General features: G+C 71.3%; 19 protein-coding genes. 8 read left to right on the top strand and 11 right to left on the bottom strand.

Annotation, left to right across the window (positions count from 1 at the left end; translation table 11 throughout):
- Positions 1-56 precede the first annotated feature (56 nt).
- Positions 57-584: a cyclase gene (locus HNR67_RS12615; RefSeq protein ID WP_312987112.1), complete on the top strand. Its 528-nt coding sequence runs from the start codon at positions 57-59 to the stop codon at positions 582-584.
- Positions 585-670: 86 nt separating this feature from the next.
- A complete protein-coding gene (locus tag HNR67_RS12610) occupies positions 671-1447 on the top strand; it encodes an enoyl-CoA hydratase-related protein (protein WP_185002214.1) in 777 nt (258 codons plus the stop codon).
- A 22-nt stretch (positions 1448-1469) separates the two neighbouring features.
- Here HNR67_RS12610 and HNR67_RS43445 read toward each other — a convergent pair whose 3' ends face one another.
- Positions 1470-2069: a superoxide dismutase family protein gene (locus tag HNR67_RS43445; protein ID WP_221489873.1), complete on the bottom strand. Its 600-nt coding sequence runs from the start codon at positions 2067-2069 to the stop codon at positions 1470-1472.
- Positions 2057-2899 (bottom strand): GNAT family N-acetyltransferase, encoded by an 843-nt coding sequence (locus HNR67_RS12600; protein WP_246492504.1) that lies wholly within the window; start codon positions 2897-2899, stop codon positions 2057-2059. The genes HNR67_RS43445 and HNR67_RS12600 overlap by 13 nt, the downstream gene beginning before the upstream one ends.
- Between HNR67_RS12600 and HNR67_RS12595 the strand changes: the two genes are divergently transcribed.
- Positions 2898-3893 carry a hypothetical protein gene (locus tag HNR67_RS12595; protein ID WP_185002213.1) on the top strand — a complete coding sequence of 332 codons (996 nt, stop codon included), beginning with the start codon at positions 2898-2900 and terminating at the stop codon, positions 3891-3893. The two genes, HNR67_RS12600 and HNR67_RS12595, sit on opposite strands and share 2 nt — an antisense overlap.
- On the opposite strand, the gene HNR67_RS12590 is transcribed toward HNR67_RS12595, so the two are convergent.
- Genes HNR67_RS12590 through HNR67_RS12580 form a run of 3 tightly spaced genes read right to left on the bottom strand, consistent with a single transcriptional unit; the run spans position 3890 to position 4828 of the window.
- Positions 3890-4180 (bottom strand): barstar family protein, encoded by a 291-nt coding sequence (locus tag HNR67_RS12590; RefSeq protein ID WP_185002212.1) that lies wholly within the window; start codon positions 4178-4180, stop codon positions 3890-3892. The two genes, HNR67_RS12595 and HNR67_RS12590, sit on opposite strands and share 4 nt — an antisense overlap.
- The gene (locus HNR67_RS12585; RefSeq protein WP_185002211.1) at positions 4177-4647 is read right to left on the bottom strand and encodes a ribonuclease domain-containing protein; all 471 of its coding nucleotides are present in this window, start codon (positions 4645-4647) and stop codon (positions 4177-4179) included. Before HNR67_RS12585 ends, HNR67_RS12590 begins: the two co-directional genes overlap by 4 nt.
- Positions 4634-4828, bottom strand: coding sequence for a hypothetical protein (locus HNR67_RS12580; RefSeq protein WP_312987110.1), 195 nt, complete (start codon positions 4826-4828; stop codon positions 4634-4636). The genes HNR67_RS12585 and HNR67_RS12580 overlap by 14 nt, the downstream gene beginning before the upstream one ends.
- 78 nt (positions 4829-4906) lie before the next feature.
- On the opposite strand from HNR67_RS12580, the gene HNR67_RS12575 reads away from it, so the two are divergent.
- On the top strand, positions 4907-5872 hold the full coding sequence (locus HNR67_RS12575; protein ID WP_185002209.1) for a zinc-binding dehydrogenase: 966 nt from the start codon (positions 4907-4909) through the stop codon (positions 5870-5872).
- 43 nt (positions 5873-5915) lie between these two features.
- Here HNR67_RS12575 and HNR67_RS12570 read toward each other — a convergent pair whose 3' ends face one another.
- Positions 5916-6530, bottom strand: coding sequence for an MOSC domain-containing protein (locus HNR67_RS12570; protein WP_312987107.1), 615 nt, complete (start codon positions 6528-6530; stop codon positions 5916-5918).
- A 164-nt stretch (positions 6531-6694) separates the two neighbouring features.
- Here HNR67_RS12570 and HNR67_RS12565 point away from each other — a divergent pair, with 164 nt between their 5' ends.
- A complete protein-coding gene (locus HNR67_RS12565; protein ID WP_185002207.1) occupies positions 6695-8146 on the top strand; it encodes an amino acid permease in 1452 nt (483 codons plus the stop codon).
- Here the strand turns inward: HNR67_RS12565 and HNR67_RS12560 are convergent.
- Entirely contained in the window at positions 8137-9198 is a 1062-nt protein-coding gene (locus HNR67_RS12560) for a nitronate monooxygenase (RefSeq protein WP_185002206.1), read from the bottom strand. The two genes, HNR67_RS12565 and HNR67_RS12560, sit on opposite strands and share 10 nt — an antisense overlap.
- A 16-nt stretch (positions 9199-9214) precedes the next feature.
- On the opposite strand from HNR67_RS12560, the gene HNR67_RS12555 reads away from it, so the two are divergent.
- Genes HNR67_RS12555 through HNR67_RS12545 form a run of 3 tightly spaced genes read left to right on the top strand, consistent with a single transcriptional unit; the run spans position 9215 to position 11306 of the window.
- Positions 9215-9685, top strand: coding sequence for a bifunctional (p)ppGpp synthetase/guanosine-3',5'-bis(diphosphate) 3'-pyrophosphohydrolase (locus tag HNR67_RS12555; protein WP_185002205.1), 471 nt, complete (start codon positions 9215-9217; stop codon positions 9683-9685).
- A 56-nt stretch (positions 9686-9741) separates the two neighbouring features.
- Positions 9742-10977, top strand: a complete 1236-nt coding sequence (locus HNR67_RS12550; RefSeq protein WP_312987103.1) for an MFS transporter — start codon at positions 9742-9744, stop codon at positions 10975-10977.
- On the top strand, positions 10947-11306 hold the full coding sequence (locus HNR67_RS12545; RefSeq protein WP_246492503.1) for a helix-turn-helix domain-containing protein: 360 nt from the start codon (positions 10947-10949) through the stop codon (positions 11304-11306). Before HNR67_RS12550 ends, HNR67_RS12545 begins: the two co-directional genes overlap by 31 nt.
- 22 nt (positions 11307-11328) lie before the next feature.
- Here HNR67_RS12545 and HNR67_RS12540 read toward each other — a convergent pair whose 3' ends face one another.
- The 4 genes from HNR67_RS12540 to HNR67_RS12525 form a co-directional block, all read right to left on the bottom strand.
- Positions 11329-11727 carry a type II toxin-antitoxin system VapC family toxin gene (locus HNR67_RS12540; RefSeq protein ID WP_185002204.1) on the bottom strand — a complete coding sequence of 133 codons (399 nt, stop codon included), beginning with the start codon at positions 11725-11727 and terminating at the stop codon, positions 11329-11331.
- A complete protein-coding gene (locus tag HNR67_RS44290; protein WP_185002203.1) occupies positions 11724-12080 on the bottom strand; it encodes a type II toxin-antitoxin system Phd/YefM family antitoxin in 357 nt (118 codons plus the stop codon). The genes HNR67_RS12540 and HNR67_RS44290 overlap by 4 nt, the downstream gene beginning before the upstream one ends.
- Positions 12081-12199: 119 nt before the next feature.
- A complete protein-coding gene (lepA, locus tag HNR67_RS12530) occupies positions 12200-14041 on the bottom strand; it encodes a translation elongation factor 4 (RefSeq protein WP_185002202.1) in 1842 nt (613 codons plus the stop codon).
- A 99-nt stretch (positions 14042-14140) separates the two neighbouring features.
- Complete coding sequence (locus tag HNR67_RS12525; RefSeq protein WP_312987099.1) at positions 14141-14557, bottom strand: nuclear transport factor 2 family protein; 417 nt, start codon at positions 14555-14557, stop codon at positions 14141-14143.
- Positions 14558-14572: the final 15 nt, after the last annotated feature.

Here is a 14572-nt window from a genome sequence, read left to right as displayed (position 1 = left end):
TTGTCGCTCCACTACTCACCCTTGCCGGTCCCGCCGCGGCCTCCCCTGCGGCCGCGGTGACCTTCGCCTGTCAGGCCAGCAGTCCACTCGGCCCGGTTGACGCCACCTTCAGCCAGGACCTCACCGCCGCCGCGCCGGCCACCGTCGCCCCCGGCGGCGAGGTCACCGCGGTGTTCGACCCGGCGCCGAACAAGGTGCCGGACAAGGTCGGCAACTACACGCTGCGCGAGATCAAGACCTTCGTGCTCACCGTCCCCGTCCCGGCCAACTCCAGCTACGTCTCGGCCACCCTCTCCGGCGGGTCCGGTGTGGGCACCCCGACGATCACCAAGGTCGGCAACAACCTCGAGGTCAAGTTGAGCGCGGCGCTCAAGGGCGGCGCGGCCTTCGAGATCCCGACCATCACGGTGAAGCTGACCGCTGGCGCCAGCGGCACCATCGAGACCAAGCTCGGCGGCTCCAGCTTCGCCAACCCGGGCCTGACCTTCGTCGCCACCGCGGTGGTGTTCGGGTTCCCGGTCGACGCCCCCACCAAGTGCTACCCCAACCCCAACCCGGCGTTGACCACCACGACGATCGGCTGAACTGCCTCCTTTCAGCCGTTCCAGACCGCATCGGGGAGAACCGCCCGTCTCCCCGATGCGGTCACTTTTATGTCTAGGGTGCGTGCATGGCTGACGAACTCGTCCACTACGCGGTCGACCGCGGGATCGCCGAGATCACCCTCGACTCCCCGCACAACCGCAACGCCCTCTCCGCCCAGCTCCGCCGCGAACTGCGCGCCCACCTGAGCGGCGCGATCGCCGACGAGGCGGTCCGGGTGATCGTGCTGGGCCACACCGGCACCGTGTTCTGCTCCGGCATGGACCTCAAGGAGTCCCGCGGCGCGGGCGCGGACGCCCAGGGCGTCAACGAGTTCCCGGCGATCCTGGAGGACATCTGGACCAGCCCCAAGCCGGTGGTGGCCAAGATCGCCGGTCCGGCACGGGCCGGTGGCGTGGGCATCATCGCCGCCTGTGACATCGCGGTGGCCACGCACGAGTCCAGCTTCGCCTTCACCGAGGTCCGCATCGGCGTGGTCCCTGCGGTCATCTCGGTCACCGTGCTGCCCCGGCTGCTGCCGCGCGCCGCGCACGAGCTGTTCCTCACCGGCGAGAAGTTCGACGCCGCCCGCGCCGCGGCCATCGGCCTGATCAACTCCGCGGTCGCCGCCGACGCGCTGGAGTCCGAGGTCCGCCGCTACACCGACATGCTCGCCCTGGGCGGCCCCACCGCGCTGGCGGCCACCAAGGCCATGCTGCGCCGCTCCCCCGCGTCCGGTCTGGGCGAGGACTTCGCCGACATGCTGGAACTCTCCGCCGAGCACTTCGCCAGTGCCGAGGGCCAGGAGGGCATCCGCGCCTTCGCCGAGAAGCGCCCGGCCTCCTGGGTGCCGCCCGCCGGATGAGCCCGGCAGGCGGCCGCAGGGGCTAGCGGAACGGGGTGGTCAGGCAGGCCAGGCGCTCGCCCGCGGTGCCTGCCTTGCCCGGGTCGTGGTGGTTGGTGTGGTCGATGTGCAGGACCACCGAGTTGGCCTCGTTCGGCCGCCACTTCCAGGCCACGGTGGCGCTGGCCTTGCCCGCGCCGCTGGCGTCGGTCTCCAGGTCCAGCCAGACCTCGTTCTTGGGGTTGGCGAAGGCCGGGTCGACCGAGGGCTGCACCGGGTCCAGCTTGTCCTGGTAGTGCGGGCCGGAGTCCAGCGGCTTCGGTCCGCACACCTTGGTGTGCACGTGCGAGCCGTACTTGCGGTTGGGGCGCAACCCTCTGACGTCCAGGCTCACCGTGGTGCCAGTGCCCGCGGCGTTGGCCGTGACCATGGCGGCGGCGCCCGCGGGCACCAGCTCGGTGTTGTGCACCACGCCGGCGGGCTGGGCGCCTGCGGCGGCCGGTGGGGCGAAGGTCGCCGCGGCCACCGGGGCCGCGCTGCTGGTGGGGGTCTGCGTGCCGGTGGACCCGGTGCCGCCGGACGAGCACGCCGTGAGGCCGATCATCGCCACCGCGGTCAGCACGGCCGGTGTCATTCGTCGCATGCCGGCCGATTCTGCTGGGGTGGCGGGGCCACCGCCAGACCGGGTGCACCTTCGTACATCCCGGATGCCGCTGCGGGCACCGCGTGCTCGGTGAAGCTTCCGCAGGCCTGGAAACCCAGTCGCCGGTACACCGGTTCGCCGTCGGCCGATGCCTGCAACACCGCGGTCCGGTACCCGGCTTCCCTGGCCACCCGCAGGGCCGCGTCGGTGACCGCGCCGCCGAAACCGCGGCGGCGGTGGGTGCTCGCGGTGGCGATGTTGTAGAGCCCGGCGACCCCGGCGTGCAGGGTCACCTCGGCGGTGCACACCGGCTCGCCCTCGGCGTAGCCCACCAGGAATCGCGCGGAGCAGTCCAGCGCGCCGGGCCTGGCGTAGTAGGCGGGCACGGTGGGCGAGGGCGGGTCCCAGAGCGCGGCGAGCACGGTGGCGTAGTCGGCCAGCTGTGCCTCGGTGCCGGCCACCACCAGGTCCAGGCCCTCGGCCAGCCGGGGCGCCGGCAGTTCGTCCAGGCTGAGCCACATCGCGGTCTCGGACTCGGTGGCGGGCAGTCCGGCCGCGCTCAACCGCGCGGACAGGTCAGTCGGTGTGGCGGCCGGGCCGACCCACCAGGAGAACGGGCGGCCGGTGCCGCGCAGGGTGGCCACGGTCTCGGCGATCCGGCGATCCGCGGTGGCCTCGGTGAAGCGGGCCCCGGCCACGATGTTGAAGGTGTCATCGGCCAGTCCGCTGTCCGCGTGGAACAGATCCGGGGTCTCGGTGACCCGCGCCGGATCGTGCAACAGACTCGCGTGCCGGGCCAGATTGGCCTCCATCTGGCGGAGCAGATCCATGCCACACACCATAGGCTCGATCTTCGTGCCGAAGATCTTCCCGTGGCGGCGGTCCAGCACCCTGCCCGAGGCCCGTGAGGGCCTGACCTACGGCAGCCCCGAACTGGAGGCGGTCAGGGCGGCCGCCCGTGCCGGGGACCGGACCGCGGTGGCCGCGCTGATCGCCTGCGCGCAGGATTCCGACGACCGCTCCGACACCGTGCTGGTCGCGGCGAGCACGGTGGTGGCCGGGCACGGCGGCACCGTGCCGCGCTGGCTGCTGGACTGGGTCACCGGCGAACCCGGTGACCCGATCGGTTGGACTCTGCGCGGGGCGGTGGAGGTGTTGCGCGCCTGGGAGGTCCGCGGTTACCACCGGGTCAGGGAGCCGGGTCCGGGCTTCCCCCGGATGCTGGACGCGGCCGAGGTGATGTGCGCCCGCGCCGCCGAACTCGACCCGGCCGATCCGACGCCGTGGGTGTGGCTGGTGCACCTGGCCCGCGGCCAGGACGGCCCCCCGACCGCGCTGCGCGAGCGCTGGACGCGGCTGCGCGCGCTGGCCCCGCAACACCTGCGCGGGCACGAGCAGATGCTCATCTCGCTGTCCCCGAAATGGGGGCACCCGCCACGGGTGATGACCGAGTTCGTCGCCGGTGCGGTGGCCACCGCGCCGGTCGGCTCCGCGCTGAACCTGTTGGTGCTGCGCGGATACCTGGAGGAATGGGTGGAGTGCTCCCCCGGCGGGCAACGCCGGTTGCTGGAGCGGCCCGAGGTGCGCGCGCACGCCCAGCAGGCGGTGGACCGCTGGCTGCACCCGCACGGCGTGGACCCTCGGGCCCGGATCAGCGGGCACAACCTGGTCGCGTTCTGGTACTCGCTGTGCGGTGAGCCGGAGCTGGCCCGGCCGCATTTCGAGGCCACCCGAGGGCACGCCGACCGGTATCCCTGGTCCTACCTGCGCGCCGACTTCTTACGCGCCTACCTGCGCTGCAGGCAGCGCTCCGGCCTGGTCTAGGCGGTGACCCGCACGGTCAGCAGCGGGTTGGCCGCGACCGCGTCGGCGAGCACCTCGCTGATCCCGGCGAAGGCGTCCGGATCGTTGCGCCGCAACACCTCGGCGTGCGTCCAGTGCACGTGGTGCTCGACCGCGGGCAGCCAGGACAGGTCGGTCAGGCAGTCATAGAGCGCGTCCAGGTTGCCGCCGAAGTAGTCCGGGAAGGACAGCGCCTCGGCGAAGGCGGCCAGCGCGGCCCGCCCGGTGCGCAGGGTGCTGCCGTCGACCACGTGCTCCACCGGGGTCATCGGTTCGGATCCACCTTCACGAAGCTCTCGTAGTGGTCGGCGGTGTAGTACAGCTCCTTGGTGCCGCCGCCGGTGACCAGCCGCCGCGCGCCGCGGGTGCGCTCGCCCGGCGTGGGCACGGTGTACTCGCGGTAGTAGCCCTTGCCCTGACTGGGCAGCCGCTTCTCCCGGTTGCCGAACTCCACCCCGTCCCGGTCCGGGTGCGGGAAGGGCCCGTTGCTCTGGATCAGCTTCCAGGTCCTGGCCGCCTCGGCGGGCAGCTTGGACAGCGCCTCGGTGACCTCCCCGCCGGAGCGGGTCGCCTTGCCGGAGCTGGTCGCGCCACCGGCCTGCTGCGAGCTGACCACGGTGGTCTTCGACGGCGGCGCGGTGGTGTCCCCGCCGATCAGGCCGCGGGCGAACCAGCCGACGAGCACCAGTCCGAGCAGTCCGGCCAGGGCCAGGGTGATGCGCTTACGAGAGGTCACTGTTGCGGTCCCGGATCCTCGACAGTCCCGCGGAGACCTGGTCGACCGCACGGTCGATCCCCCAGGCAACCGCCCAGCACAACGGCAGCAGCACGGCCATCACCAGCAGGAACTGGAACGGGAACCACTGCTGGGCGAGCCACAGCCCGACCGCGTCCCAGGAGTCAGCCAACCACTGCACGGCCCCGAGCCTACGCGGGGTCATCGCAGTGACCGGCATCACGGGCGGGTGACCGGGTCAGGCGATAAGTTTCCCACCATGTTCGCCGTATACGCCGACAAGCCGAATCCCGAGGATCCCCTGGCCGGCCTGGTGGTCGGCGAGCGCCCTGAGCCGGAGGTCCCAGCGGGCTGGGTCGCGGTCAACGTCAAGGCCGCCAGCCTCAACATGCACGACCTGTGGACGCTGCGCGGGGTCGGCATCAAGGCCGAGCAGTTCCCGATGGTGCTGGGCTGCGACGGCGCGGGCACCCTGGCCGACGGGTCCGAGGTGGTCATCCACGGGGTGATCAACGACGAGGACTGGCGCGGGGACGAGACCATGGACCCCAAACGCACGCTGCTGACGGAGAAGCTGCAGGGCTCCTTCGCCGACACCATCGTGCTGCCCAAGCGCAACGTGCTGGCCAAACCGGCCGGGCTGTCCTTCACCGACGCCGCCTGCCTTGGCACCGCCTGGCTGACCGCCTACCGGATGCTGTTCACCAAGGCCGCCGCCCGTCCGGGGCAGACCATCCTGGTGCAGGGCGCCTCCGGTGGCGTGGCCACCGCGCTGGTGCAGCTGGGCAAGGCGGCGGGCCTGCGGGTGTGGGCCACCGGCCGCTCCGAGGACAAGCGGGCGCTGGCCGAACGGCTGGGCGCGCACGGGGTCTTCGAGCCCGGCGCCCGGCTGCCCGGCAAGGTGGACGCGGTGTTCGAGACCGTGGGCGAGGCGAGCTGGTCGCACTCCATGCGCGCGCTCAAGCCCGGCGGCGTGATCGTCTGCTCCGGCGCCACCACCGGCGGCAACCCGCCAGCCGAACTCCAGCGCCTGTTCTTCTTCCAGCTGCACGTGGTCGGCTCGATGATGGGCACCAGGGACGAGCTGGCCGACCTGGTCACCTTCCTGGACCTGACCGGCCTGCGCCCGCAGGTGGGCCTGGAGCTGCCGATGGAGAAGGCCGAGGAGGGCTTCCGGGCCATGCTCGGCGGCGAGACCGCCGGGAAGATCGTCTTCACCCGCTGAGCCTGCTGTGCGCGGGGACTGCCCACGCGGTCCCCGCGCCGCCTCAGACCGCCGCGTGCTCCCGCACCCAGCCCTGCACCTTCGGCGGGAAGTCGGTCATCGCGGGCAGCAGTTCCGGCACCCGGTCCCGGTTGTTGCGGCCCACGAAGTCGAACACGGTCGCGATGTCCACCCCGTGCGCCGGCGTGGACAAGGTCTCCACCGCGTCACCCGGCCGCACCTCGCCGGGGGTCTCCACCGCGAAGTAGGCCCCGGTGCGCCCGGCCACGGTGAACCGCTTCACCAGTCCGCGCACATCCCAGAACCCGGCGAAGACCTGGCAGGGGATGCGTGGCGCGGTCACCCGCAGCACCGCGGTGCCGACCCGCAGCCGCTGGCCGATCACCAGCGCCTGGGTGTCCACTCCGGACAGCGACAGGTTCTCCCCCGCGTTGCCCGGCGTCAGCGTGCGATCCAGTTCGGCCGACCAGAACGCGAGGTCCTCCACCGCGTAGGCGTAGACGGCCTGGAACTCGCCGCCGTGGTGCTCCAGATCGCTGATCTCGTCCCCGGCCAGGCCGAGCCGCTCGATCCGGGCGAGTTCGACCGGCCGCTTGTCGATACCGCTCTTGCCCTTGCGCCCGGCCCAGTCCACGGCCTGGATGGCGCCGACGTTCACTGAAACGACACTCCCTGCACCCATGCCACCAACCTAGTCGGCACGGATCACCCCAGCCTGGCGATTTTCTGGTCTTGGACGAGGTACTGACGCTGCCGTGAGCAGGTCCGGTCGTCTACGGTGTGCGCGGCACAGCGGCGTGCCCGGGTGGAGGGAGCAGGAAGATGACAAGGGCGCAGAGTCCGTCCGGCGGCCGGAGTGTGTTCCGGCGCAAACCGATCGAGCAGGTGAGCGCGGAGTCCGAGGGTGGGCTGGCCAAGTCGCTCGGGCTGTGGCAACTGACCGCGATCGGCGTCGGCGGCATCATCGGCGCCGGCATCTTCTCGCTGGCCGGTGCGGTGGCCAACAAGACCGCCGGTCCGGCGGTGCTGATCTCCTTCCTGATCGCCGGCATCGCCAGCGCGGCCGCGGCCTTCTCCTACGCCGAGTTCGCCGGCCTGATCCCCAAGGCCGGATCGGCCTACACCTACGGCTACGTGGTGCTCGGGGAGCTGGCGGGCTGGTTGATCGGCTGGGACCTGTTGCTGGAGTACACCGCGATCGTGGCGGTGGTCGCCATCGGCATCTCGGGCTACTTCAACAACCTGCTCGGTCTGCTGGACCTGCAACTACCGGCCTGGATGCTGGGCGCGCCGGGCACCGAACCCGCGGGCGTGGCCCCTGGCAGCTACAGCGTGAACCTGTTCGCCGCGCTGCTCTGCCTGCTCATCGCCTATGTGCTCAACCTGGGCATGAAGAGCGCGGCCCGGTTCGAGAGCGCGCTGGTCTGGCTCAAGGTCGGCGTGGTGCTGCTGGTCATCGTGGTCGGCGTCTTCCACATCAACACCGGCAACTACAGCAACTTCTTCCCGTTCGGCTTCGGCGGCGCGGTCACCGGTGCGGCCACCGTGTTCTTCGCGGTGTTCGGCTACGACGCGATGAGCACCGCGGCCGAGGAGTCCAAGGACTCCCAGCGGCACATGCCCAAGGCGATCATCTACTCGCTGGCCATCTCGATGGTGCTCTACGTGCTGGCCTGCCTGGTGCTGACCGGCATGGTGCACTACACCAAGATCAACGGTGAGGCGGCCTTCGCCAGTGCCTTCGCCGACGTCGGCCTGCCGGTGCTCGGCATGATCATCTCGGTCGGCGCGATCCTGGGCATCCTCACCGTGATGTTCACCTTCATGATGGGCGTGACCAGGGTCGGCTACGCGATGAGCCGGGACGGCCTGCTGCCCCAGTTCCTGGCCAAGACCAGCGTCAAGCGCAAGGTGCCCAGCCGGATCACCTGGATCGTCGGTGTCTGCTCGGCCTTCATCGCCGGGTTCCTCAACATCAACGAGGCGGCCGAGCTGACCAACATCGGCATCCTGCTGGCCTTCGTGGTGGTCTGCATCGCGGTGATCGTGCTGCGCTACCGGCAGCCGGACCTGCCGCGCACCTTCCGCACCCCCGGCATGCCGGTGGTGCCGATCATCGGCGTGGTGTTCTCGATCTGGCTGATCACCTTCCTGCAGCCGGAGACCTGGCTGCGCTTCGCGATCTGGTTCGCGATCGGCCTGGTCGTCTACTTCGCCTACTCCTACCGCAAGTCCAAGCTCAACCAGCCTGCCGAGCAGTCCACTCAGGACTGATCGAGCCAGCGACCACAGGCCCGGGACCAGGCGTCCCGGGCCTGTGTCATGAGCAGCTCCACCAGTTCGGCCGCGGGCAGTTCGGGGGCCAGCCGGTAGGTCTGCCCGGCCCACAGCGACATCGCCTCGGGGTCACCGGCCTTGGCCGCGGCCGCGCGCACCGGCCTGGTCAGGTGGTGCAGCTGCGGGTAGGCGGCCGGGGCGGCGGGGCTGTGCTCGGTGAGCACCCGGTTGACCAGTCCGCGCGCCGGGCGGCCGGTGAAGGCGCGGGTCAGCGCGGTCTCCCGGTCCGCCGCGGCCAGCGCGGCCCGCTGCGCGGGCTGGGTGCCTGCCTCCGGGCAGCGCAGGAACGCGGTGCCCAGCTGCGCGGCCGCCGCACCCGCGGTGAGCACCGCGGCGACGTCCGCACCGTGCACCAGCCCGCCGGTGGCCACCAGCGGCAGCTCGGTGACCGCGCCGATCAGCCGCAACGCGGCCAGCAGCCCGTACAGCGGCGCGGCGCCGGGCTGCCCTGGGTCGTTGGCGAAGGCGCCCCGGTGCCCACCGGCCTCCATGCCCTGCACCACCAGCACGTCCGCGCCGACCCCGGCGGCGAGCCGGGCCTCCGCCGGCGTGGTGACCGTGACCCACACCTCGGTGCCCACGGCCTTGAACCTGGTGACCAGTTCCGGCGCGGGGTGACCGAAGGTGAAGGACACCACCGGCACCCGCCGGGCCAGCAGCAGTTCGGCCTTGGCCGGGTAGTCGTCGTCCTCCCAGCGCGGCTGCCCCAGCTCGGCCCCGTACCGCCGCGCCTCCGCCGCCAGCCGCTCGGCGTAGTCCCCGACCGGCACTCCCGCGTCGGCGCCCGGCACGAACAGGTTGACCCCGAAGGCATCCACCCCGAGTGCCCTGGTCCGCTCGATCTGGCCGTCCAGGGCTTCGACGCTGAGGTAACCGGCGCCGAGGAAGCCGAAGGCCCCCGCCGAGCCTGCCGCGGCGAGCAGTTCCGGGGTGGACGGGCCGCCCGCCATGGGCGCGACGATCAGCGGCACGCGCGAGGTAGCGATCATGTGCTCGAATCTAGCCATGCCGAGCAGCTCTGACAGCTTCTCGCTCGCGCGTGCGGTGGAGATCGCCACGCGGGCGCACGAAGGCCAGATGGACAAGGCCGGACTGCCCTACATCCGGCACCCGTTGCGGGTGATGGACAGCGTGACCGGCGAGTGGCCCAAGATGGCCGCGGTGCTGCACGACGTCATCGAGGACACTGAGGTCACCGCGGATGACCTGCGCGCGGCGGGCTGCCCGGAGCGGGTGGTGACCGCGGTGCTGGCGTTGAGCAAACGGCCCGGCGAGCCGATGGAGGGCTACCTGCGCCGGGCCGCCGCGGACGAGATCGCGATCGTGGTCAAACACGCCGACATCGCCGACAACAGCGGCCCCGACCGGATGGGCCGGCTGGACCCCGCGACCCAGGACCGGCTGCGCGCCAAGTACGCCAAAGCCCTGTCCCTGCTCGCCGAGTACCGCGCTGACCAGGAGAAACCCAAAACCTGAGTCTTCACGACTCAAGCTACTTGCGCCCATCACACTCAAGCTGCCACAGTGCCCTGGTGACCAAGGACACCGCCCGGCGGCCCGGCGGGCTGCTCCGGCAACGGGACTTCCGGCACCTGTGGGCGGCCGACGTGCTCAGCCAGCTCGGCACCCGGGTCAGCCACCTGGCCCTGCCCCTGCTCGCCGCCGAGACCCTGCACGCGGGCGCCTTCGAGGTCTCCGCGATCCGCACCCTGCAGACCGCGGCCTTCCTGGTGCTCGGCCTGCTGGTCGGCGCCTGGTGCGACCGGATGCGCGCCCTGCCGGTGCTGGTTGTCGCCGACCTGGCCCGCGCGGCGGCGTTCTGCTCGATCCCGGTGGCCGCCGCCTTCGACGCGCTGACCCTGACCCAGGTGTACGTGGCCGTGCTGATCGCCGGGGTCTTCTCGGTCTTCTTCGAGATCGCCCACCAGACCTACCTGCCCCGCCTGGTCCCGGCCCAGGACCTGATCGAGGCCAACGCCAAACTCCGCGGCAACCACGCCGTCGCCGCCACCGCAGCCCCCACCGTGGCCGGCCTGTTCTTCCAGTCCTTCGGCGCCCCGGCCACCGTGCTGGTCAACGCCGCCGGCTACCTCTGGTCCGCCCTGTGGCTACGCGGCATCCGCCACCACGAACCCCAGCCCCCGGCCCCCACCCAGCGCCACCTCGGCCGCGAGATCACCGAGGGCCTGCGCCTGGTCTTCGGCCACCCCCTGCTGCGCGCCTTCGGCCTGCACGGCGCCACCTTCGTCCTCTTCCAGTCCATCCAGGTCGCCCTGGGCGTGCTGTTCCTGCTCCGCGAGATCAACCTCTCCCCCGGCGCCATCGGCCTGCTCAGCAGCCTCGGCCTCACCGGCGCCCTGGCCGCCGCCCTGCTGGCCCGCCGCCTGGCCACCCACCTGGGCCAGGACCGCACCATCCTGTGCTCCGGCACCGCCCTGGGCGTGCTCTTCCTCGGCTTCCCGCTGACCACCCCCGGCTACGGCCTGATCTGGTGGGCGGTGGCCGCCTTCGGCACCGCGTTCAGCCTGATCGTGCTCACCGTGTCCATGTCCAGCCGCCAGCAGGCCCTCTGCCCACCGGCCCTGCTCGGCCGGATGAACGCCACGATGTTGTTCCTGGTCTGGGGCGCGATCCCGGTGGGCAGCCTGCTCGGTGGGGTGCTGGGCGAGGTGATCGGGTTGCGCGGGGCGCTGTGGGTGGCCACGGCGGGGGCGATGCTGGCCGCGTTGTGGCTGGTTTGCTCGCCACTACGCAGAAGCAGCGACTGACAGCGGTCCAGGCGGACAAGGAGAAGCTCGATCGCGACGCAGGCCGGGACGTCCACGCCGCCCGCGCCGACGCTCGTCGGCACACCGCGGCCTACGTGGTCGGCTATCGCCTGGCGGAGCTGCGCAAGGAAGCCGGGCTGACGCAGGTCGAGGTGGCCAAGCGGATGGGGATCAGTCAGGCGCGGGTCAGTCAGGTGGAACGCGGCGAGGTCGGCGAACTCGAGGTCGACACGGTGCACCGGTACGTCACCGCGATCGGCGGGCGGCTCCGGCTGATCGCCCAGCTCGACGAGCACGAGGTGCCGTTGTCGACCGGCATCTCCGCCTGAGCGTGGCCCCGCGGCCGAGCGCTCAGGTCCGGGCCGCGCCCGGCGCCCGCACCGTCAGCCCGGCCTTGGCCGCCGCCTCGTTCAACCGCCGGTCGTAACTCACGAACCGCGTCGTCGGCACCCGCAGCGCGGTGGCCAGGTGCAGGGCGTCCAGGCTGCGCAGGTACCGGTCGGGCAGGGCGGCGGCGGCGCGGACCACCGGGGCCAGTGGGAGCTGGGTGATGTTGTCCAGTAGCTCCTCGGCCAGGGTGCGGGCCTGCTCGCCTGCCTCGATGCGGGTGAGGGCGCGGTGCACCTCGACCACGGCCAGCTCGGAGCTGACCAGTGGTTCGGTGCGGGTGTCCAGGTAGCCGAACAGGTCCTCGGACAGGGGTTCCGGCACGATCAGTTTGATCAGCGCGCAGCTGTCGAGGTAGATCACCGATCGGTGTCCTCGCGGTCGGCGAGCACCGCGGCCGAGCCGCGGTCGTCGCCGGGCTTGGCGGTACGGGCCGGCAGGGTGCGGAGCAGGCCGCGCAGGGTGCTCTGGCGGACCCGCCAGTCGGCGGCGACCTGGCCCGCGGCGGCCAGCTCGTCCAGCGCGACCTCGTCCGGGTCGGGCGCGGTGAGCACGGCGACGACCTTGCCGTTGCGGGTGACCTGGACCCGCTCGCCATCGGTGATCCGGCCGAGCACGCTGGGCCAGTCGTGCAGCAAGGTGCCAACGGGGACCTGGATGGTCACCGCGGCAGCAGGCCCACTCACCAGCAGGCCGTACTCCTTGTGCTTCCCCATAACCCCCAGGGTACCCCCACCACCCACCCCCCGCACCCCCACTTTCCACAGGGTCCGGCCGGTGGGTCACCACCACACCCGCTCCGGTGACCGGGCCAGCAGACCCGGTCACCGCGCGGCTACTTCTTCTTCTTGTCCCCGGCCTCGTCGGTGGACAGCGCGGCCACGAACGCCTCCTGCGGCACCTCGACGCGGCCGACCATCTTCATCCGCTTCTTGCCTTCCTTCTGCTTCTCCAGCAGCTTGCGCTTACGGGTGATGTCACCGCCGTAGCACTTGGCCAGCACGTCCTTGCGGATGGCGCGGATGGTCTCGCGGGCGATCACCCTGGACCCGACCGCGGCCTGGATCGGCACCTCGAACTGCTGCCGCGGGATCAGCTCGCGCAGCTTGCTGGCCATCCGGGTGCCGTAGGCGTAGGCGGCGTCCTTGTGCACGATCGCGCTGAAGGCGTCCACCGGCTCGCCCTGCAGCAGGATGTCCACCTTGACCAGGTCGGAGGCCTGCTCGCCGGCCTCCTCGTAGTCCAGGGAGGCGTAACCGCGGGTGCGCGACTTCAGCGAGTCGAAGAAGTCGTAGATGATCTCGGCCAGCGGCATGGTGTAGCGCAGCTCGACCCGGGTCTCGGAGATGTAGTCCATGCCGCCGAGCTGACCGCGCCGGGCCTGGCACAGCTCCATGATGGTGCCGACGAACTCCGCGGGCGCGATCACCGTGCACTTGGTGATCGGCTCGAAGATGTCCTTGATCTTGCCGCCCGGCCAGTCCGAGGGGTTGGTGACGATGTGCTCGGTGCCGTCCTCCATGACCACCCGGTTGACCACGTTGGGCGCGGTGGAGATGAGTTCGAGGCCGAACTCGCGCTCCAGCCGGTCCCTGGTGATCTCCAGGTGCAGCAGGCCGAGGAAGCCGCAGCGGAAGCCGAAGCCCAGCGCCGCGGAGGTCTCCGGCTCGTAGGTCAGCGCGGCGTCGTTGAGCTGCAGCTTGTCCAGCGCCTCGCGCAGCGCCGGGTAGTCCGAGCCGTCCAGCGGGTACAGCCCGGCGTAGACCATGGGCTGCGGTTCGCGGTAGCCGGAGAGCGCCTCGGTGGCGCCCTTGCGCTCGGAGGTGATGGTGTCGCCGACCTTGGACTGGCGGACGTCCTTCACGCCGGTGATCAGGTAGCCCACCTCGCCGACGCCCAGCCCGACCGAGACCTTGGGCTCCGGCGAGATGATCCCCACCTCGAGCAGCTCGTGGGTGGCGCCGGTGGACATCATCCGGATCCGCTCGCGCGGGGTGATCCGGCCGTCCACCACGCGGATGTAGGTGACCACGCCGCGGTAGATGTCATAGACCGAGTCGAAGATCATCGCGCGGGCCGGCGCGTCGGAATCGCCGACCGGGGCCGGGATGGTCTGCACGACCTTGTCCAGCAGCTCCCTGATGCCCACGCCGGTCTTGGCCGAGACCCGCAGCACGTCGTCGGCCTCGCAGCCGATGATGTGCGCGATCTCCGCGGCGTAGCGGTCCGGGTCAGCGGCCGGCAGGTCGATCTTGTTCAGCACCGGGATGACCGTGAGGTTGTTCTCCATGGCCAGGTACAGGTTGGCCAGCGTCTGGGCCTCGATCCCCTGCGCCGCGTCGACCAGCAGGATCGCGCCCTCGCACGCCTCCAGCGCCCGGGAGACCTCATAGGTGAAGTCGACGTGCCCCGGGGTGTCGATCAGGTGCAGCACGTACTCGGTGCCCTCGTGCACCCACGGCAGGCGCACGTTCTGCGCCTTGATGGTGATGCCGCGTTCGCGCTCGATGTCCATCCGGTCGAGGTACTGCGCGCGCATGGAACGGTCGTCGACGACGCCGGTGAGCTGCAACACCCGGTCGGCCAGCGTGGACTTGCCGTGGTCGATGTGGGCGATGATGCAGAAGTTCCGGATGCGCTCCGGCGGCGTGAAGGTCTTGTCGGCGAACGTGGCCACTGATTCCCTCGCTGAAACGGACGGGTGACGACCTATCGTCCCATGCCGGAGGGAGTGCCCCGAACAAGTCCCGGTGATCTGTGTCTCGACCGGCTTCCGTCACCGGTCCGCGCCGGTGCAGGCCGCCGCCACCGCCGCGGTGTCCCAGTAGAACGGCCGGACCTCGGCCAGTCGACCGTTGCGCAGCCGGATGAGCTGCAGGATCGGGAACTCCAGTTCGGTCCCGGTGGCCCGCCCGCGCGCCCTGACCTGGCTCAGCACGCTCACCCGGTCACCGTCGACCAGGGTCTCCTGGGCCAGGATCTCGAAGGACGCCCAGGTCCGCGCCATCTCCGCCATGAACCGGGCCAGCCCGTCCGGCCCGCGCCACTGCCCGCCGTAGGGCAGGCCCTCGGCCTGGTGCAGCACGATCTCCGGGTCCAGGAACTCCGCGACCGGCTCGAACCCCGTCGCACCGGAGAGGTAGGCCAGCTCGGCGGCGTAGAAGCGGTCCAGGATCGTCAACGTCTCACTCACCAGGCCAGCCAACCA

This window comes from Crossiella cryophila, from assembly GCF_014204915.1.
In the GTDB taxonomy this organism is placed as follows: domain Bacteria; phylum Actinomycetota; class Actinomycetes; order Mycobacteriales; family Pseudonocardiaceae; genus Crossiella; species Crossiella cryophila.
Note: the sequence above shows the minus strand (reverse complement) of the source record. Positions and strands in the feature narration are given on the sequence as shown.

What these genes read in the sequence shown, in the direction of transcription:
- HNR67_RS12610 (WP_185002214.1), top strand. Translation starts at nt 671, where the DNA reads ATGGCTGACGAACTCGTCCACTACGCGGTCGACCGCGGGATCGCCGAG.
- HNR67_RS43445 (WP_221489873.1), bottom strand. Translation starts at nt 2,069, where the DNA reads ATGCGACGAATGACACCGGCCGTGCTGACCGCGGTGGCGATGATCGGC.
- HNR67_RS12595 (WP_185002213.1), top strand. Translation starts at nt 2,898, where the DNA reads ATGCCACACACCATAGGCTCGATCTTCGTGCCGAAGATCTTCCCGTGG.
- HNR67_RS12600 (WP_246492504.1), bottom strand. Translation starts at nt 2,899, where the DNA reads ATGGATCTGCTCCGCCAGATGGAGGCCAATCTGGCCCGGCACGCGAGT.
- HNR67_RS12590 (WP_185002212.1), bottom strand. Translation starts at nt 4,180, where the DNA reads ATGACCCCGGTGGAGCACGTGGTCGACGGCAGCACCCTGCGCACCGGG.
- HNR67_RS12575 (WP_185002209.1), top strand. Translation starts at nt 4,907, where the DNA reads ATGTTCGCCGTATACGCCGACAAGCCGAATCCCGAGGATCCCCTGGCC.
- HNR67_RS12565 (WP_185002207.1), top strand. Translation starts at nt 6,695, where the DNA reads ATGACAAGGGCGCAGAGTCCGTCCGGCGGCCGGAGTGTGTTCCGGCGC.
- HNR67_RS12560 (WP_185002206.1), bottom strand. Translation starts at nt 9,198, where the DNA reads ATGATCGCTACCTCGCGCGTGCCGCTGATCGTCGCGCCCATGGCGGGC.
- HNR67_RS12555 (WP_185002205.1), top strand. Translation starts at nt 9,215, where the DNA reads ATGCCGAGCAGCTCTGACAGCTTCTCGCTCGCGCGTGCGGTGGAGATC.
- HNR67_RS44290 (WP_185002203.1), bottom strand. Translation starts at nt 12,080, where the DNA reads ATGGGGAAGCACAAGGAGTACGGCCTGCTGGTGAGTGGGCCTGCTGCC.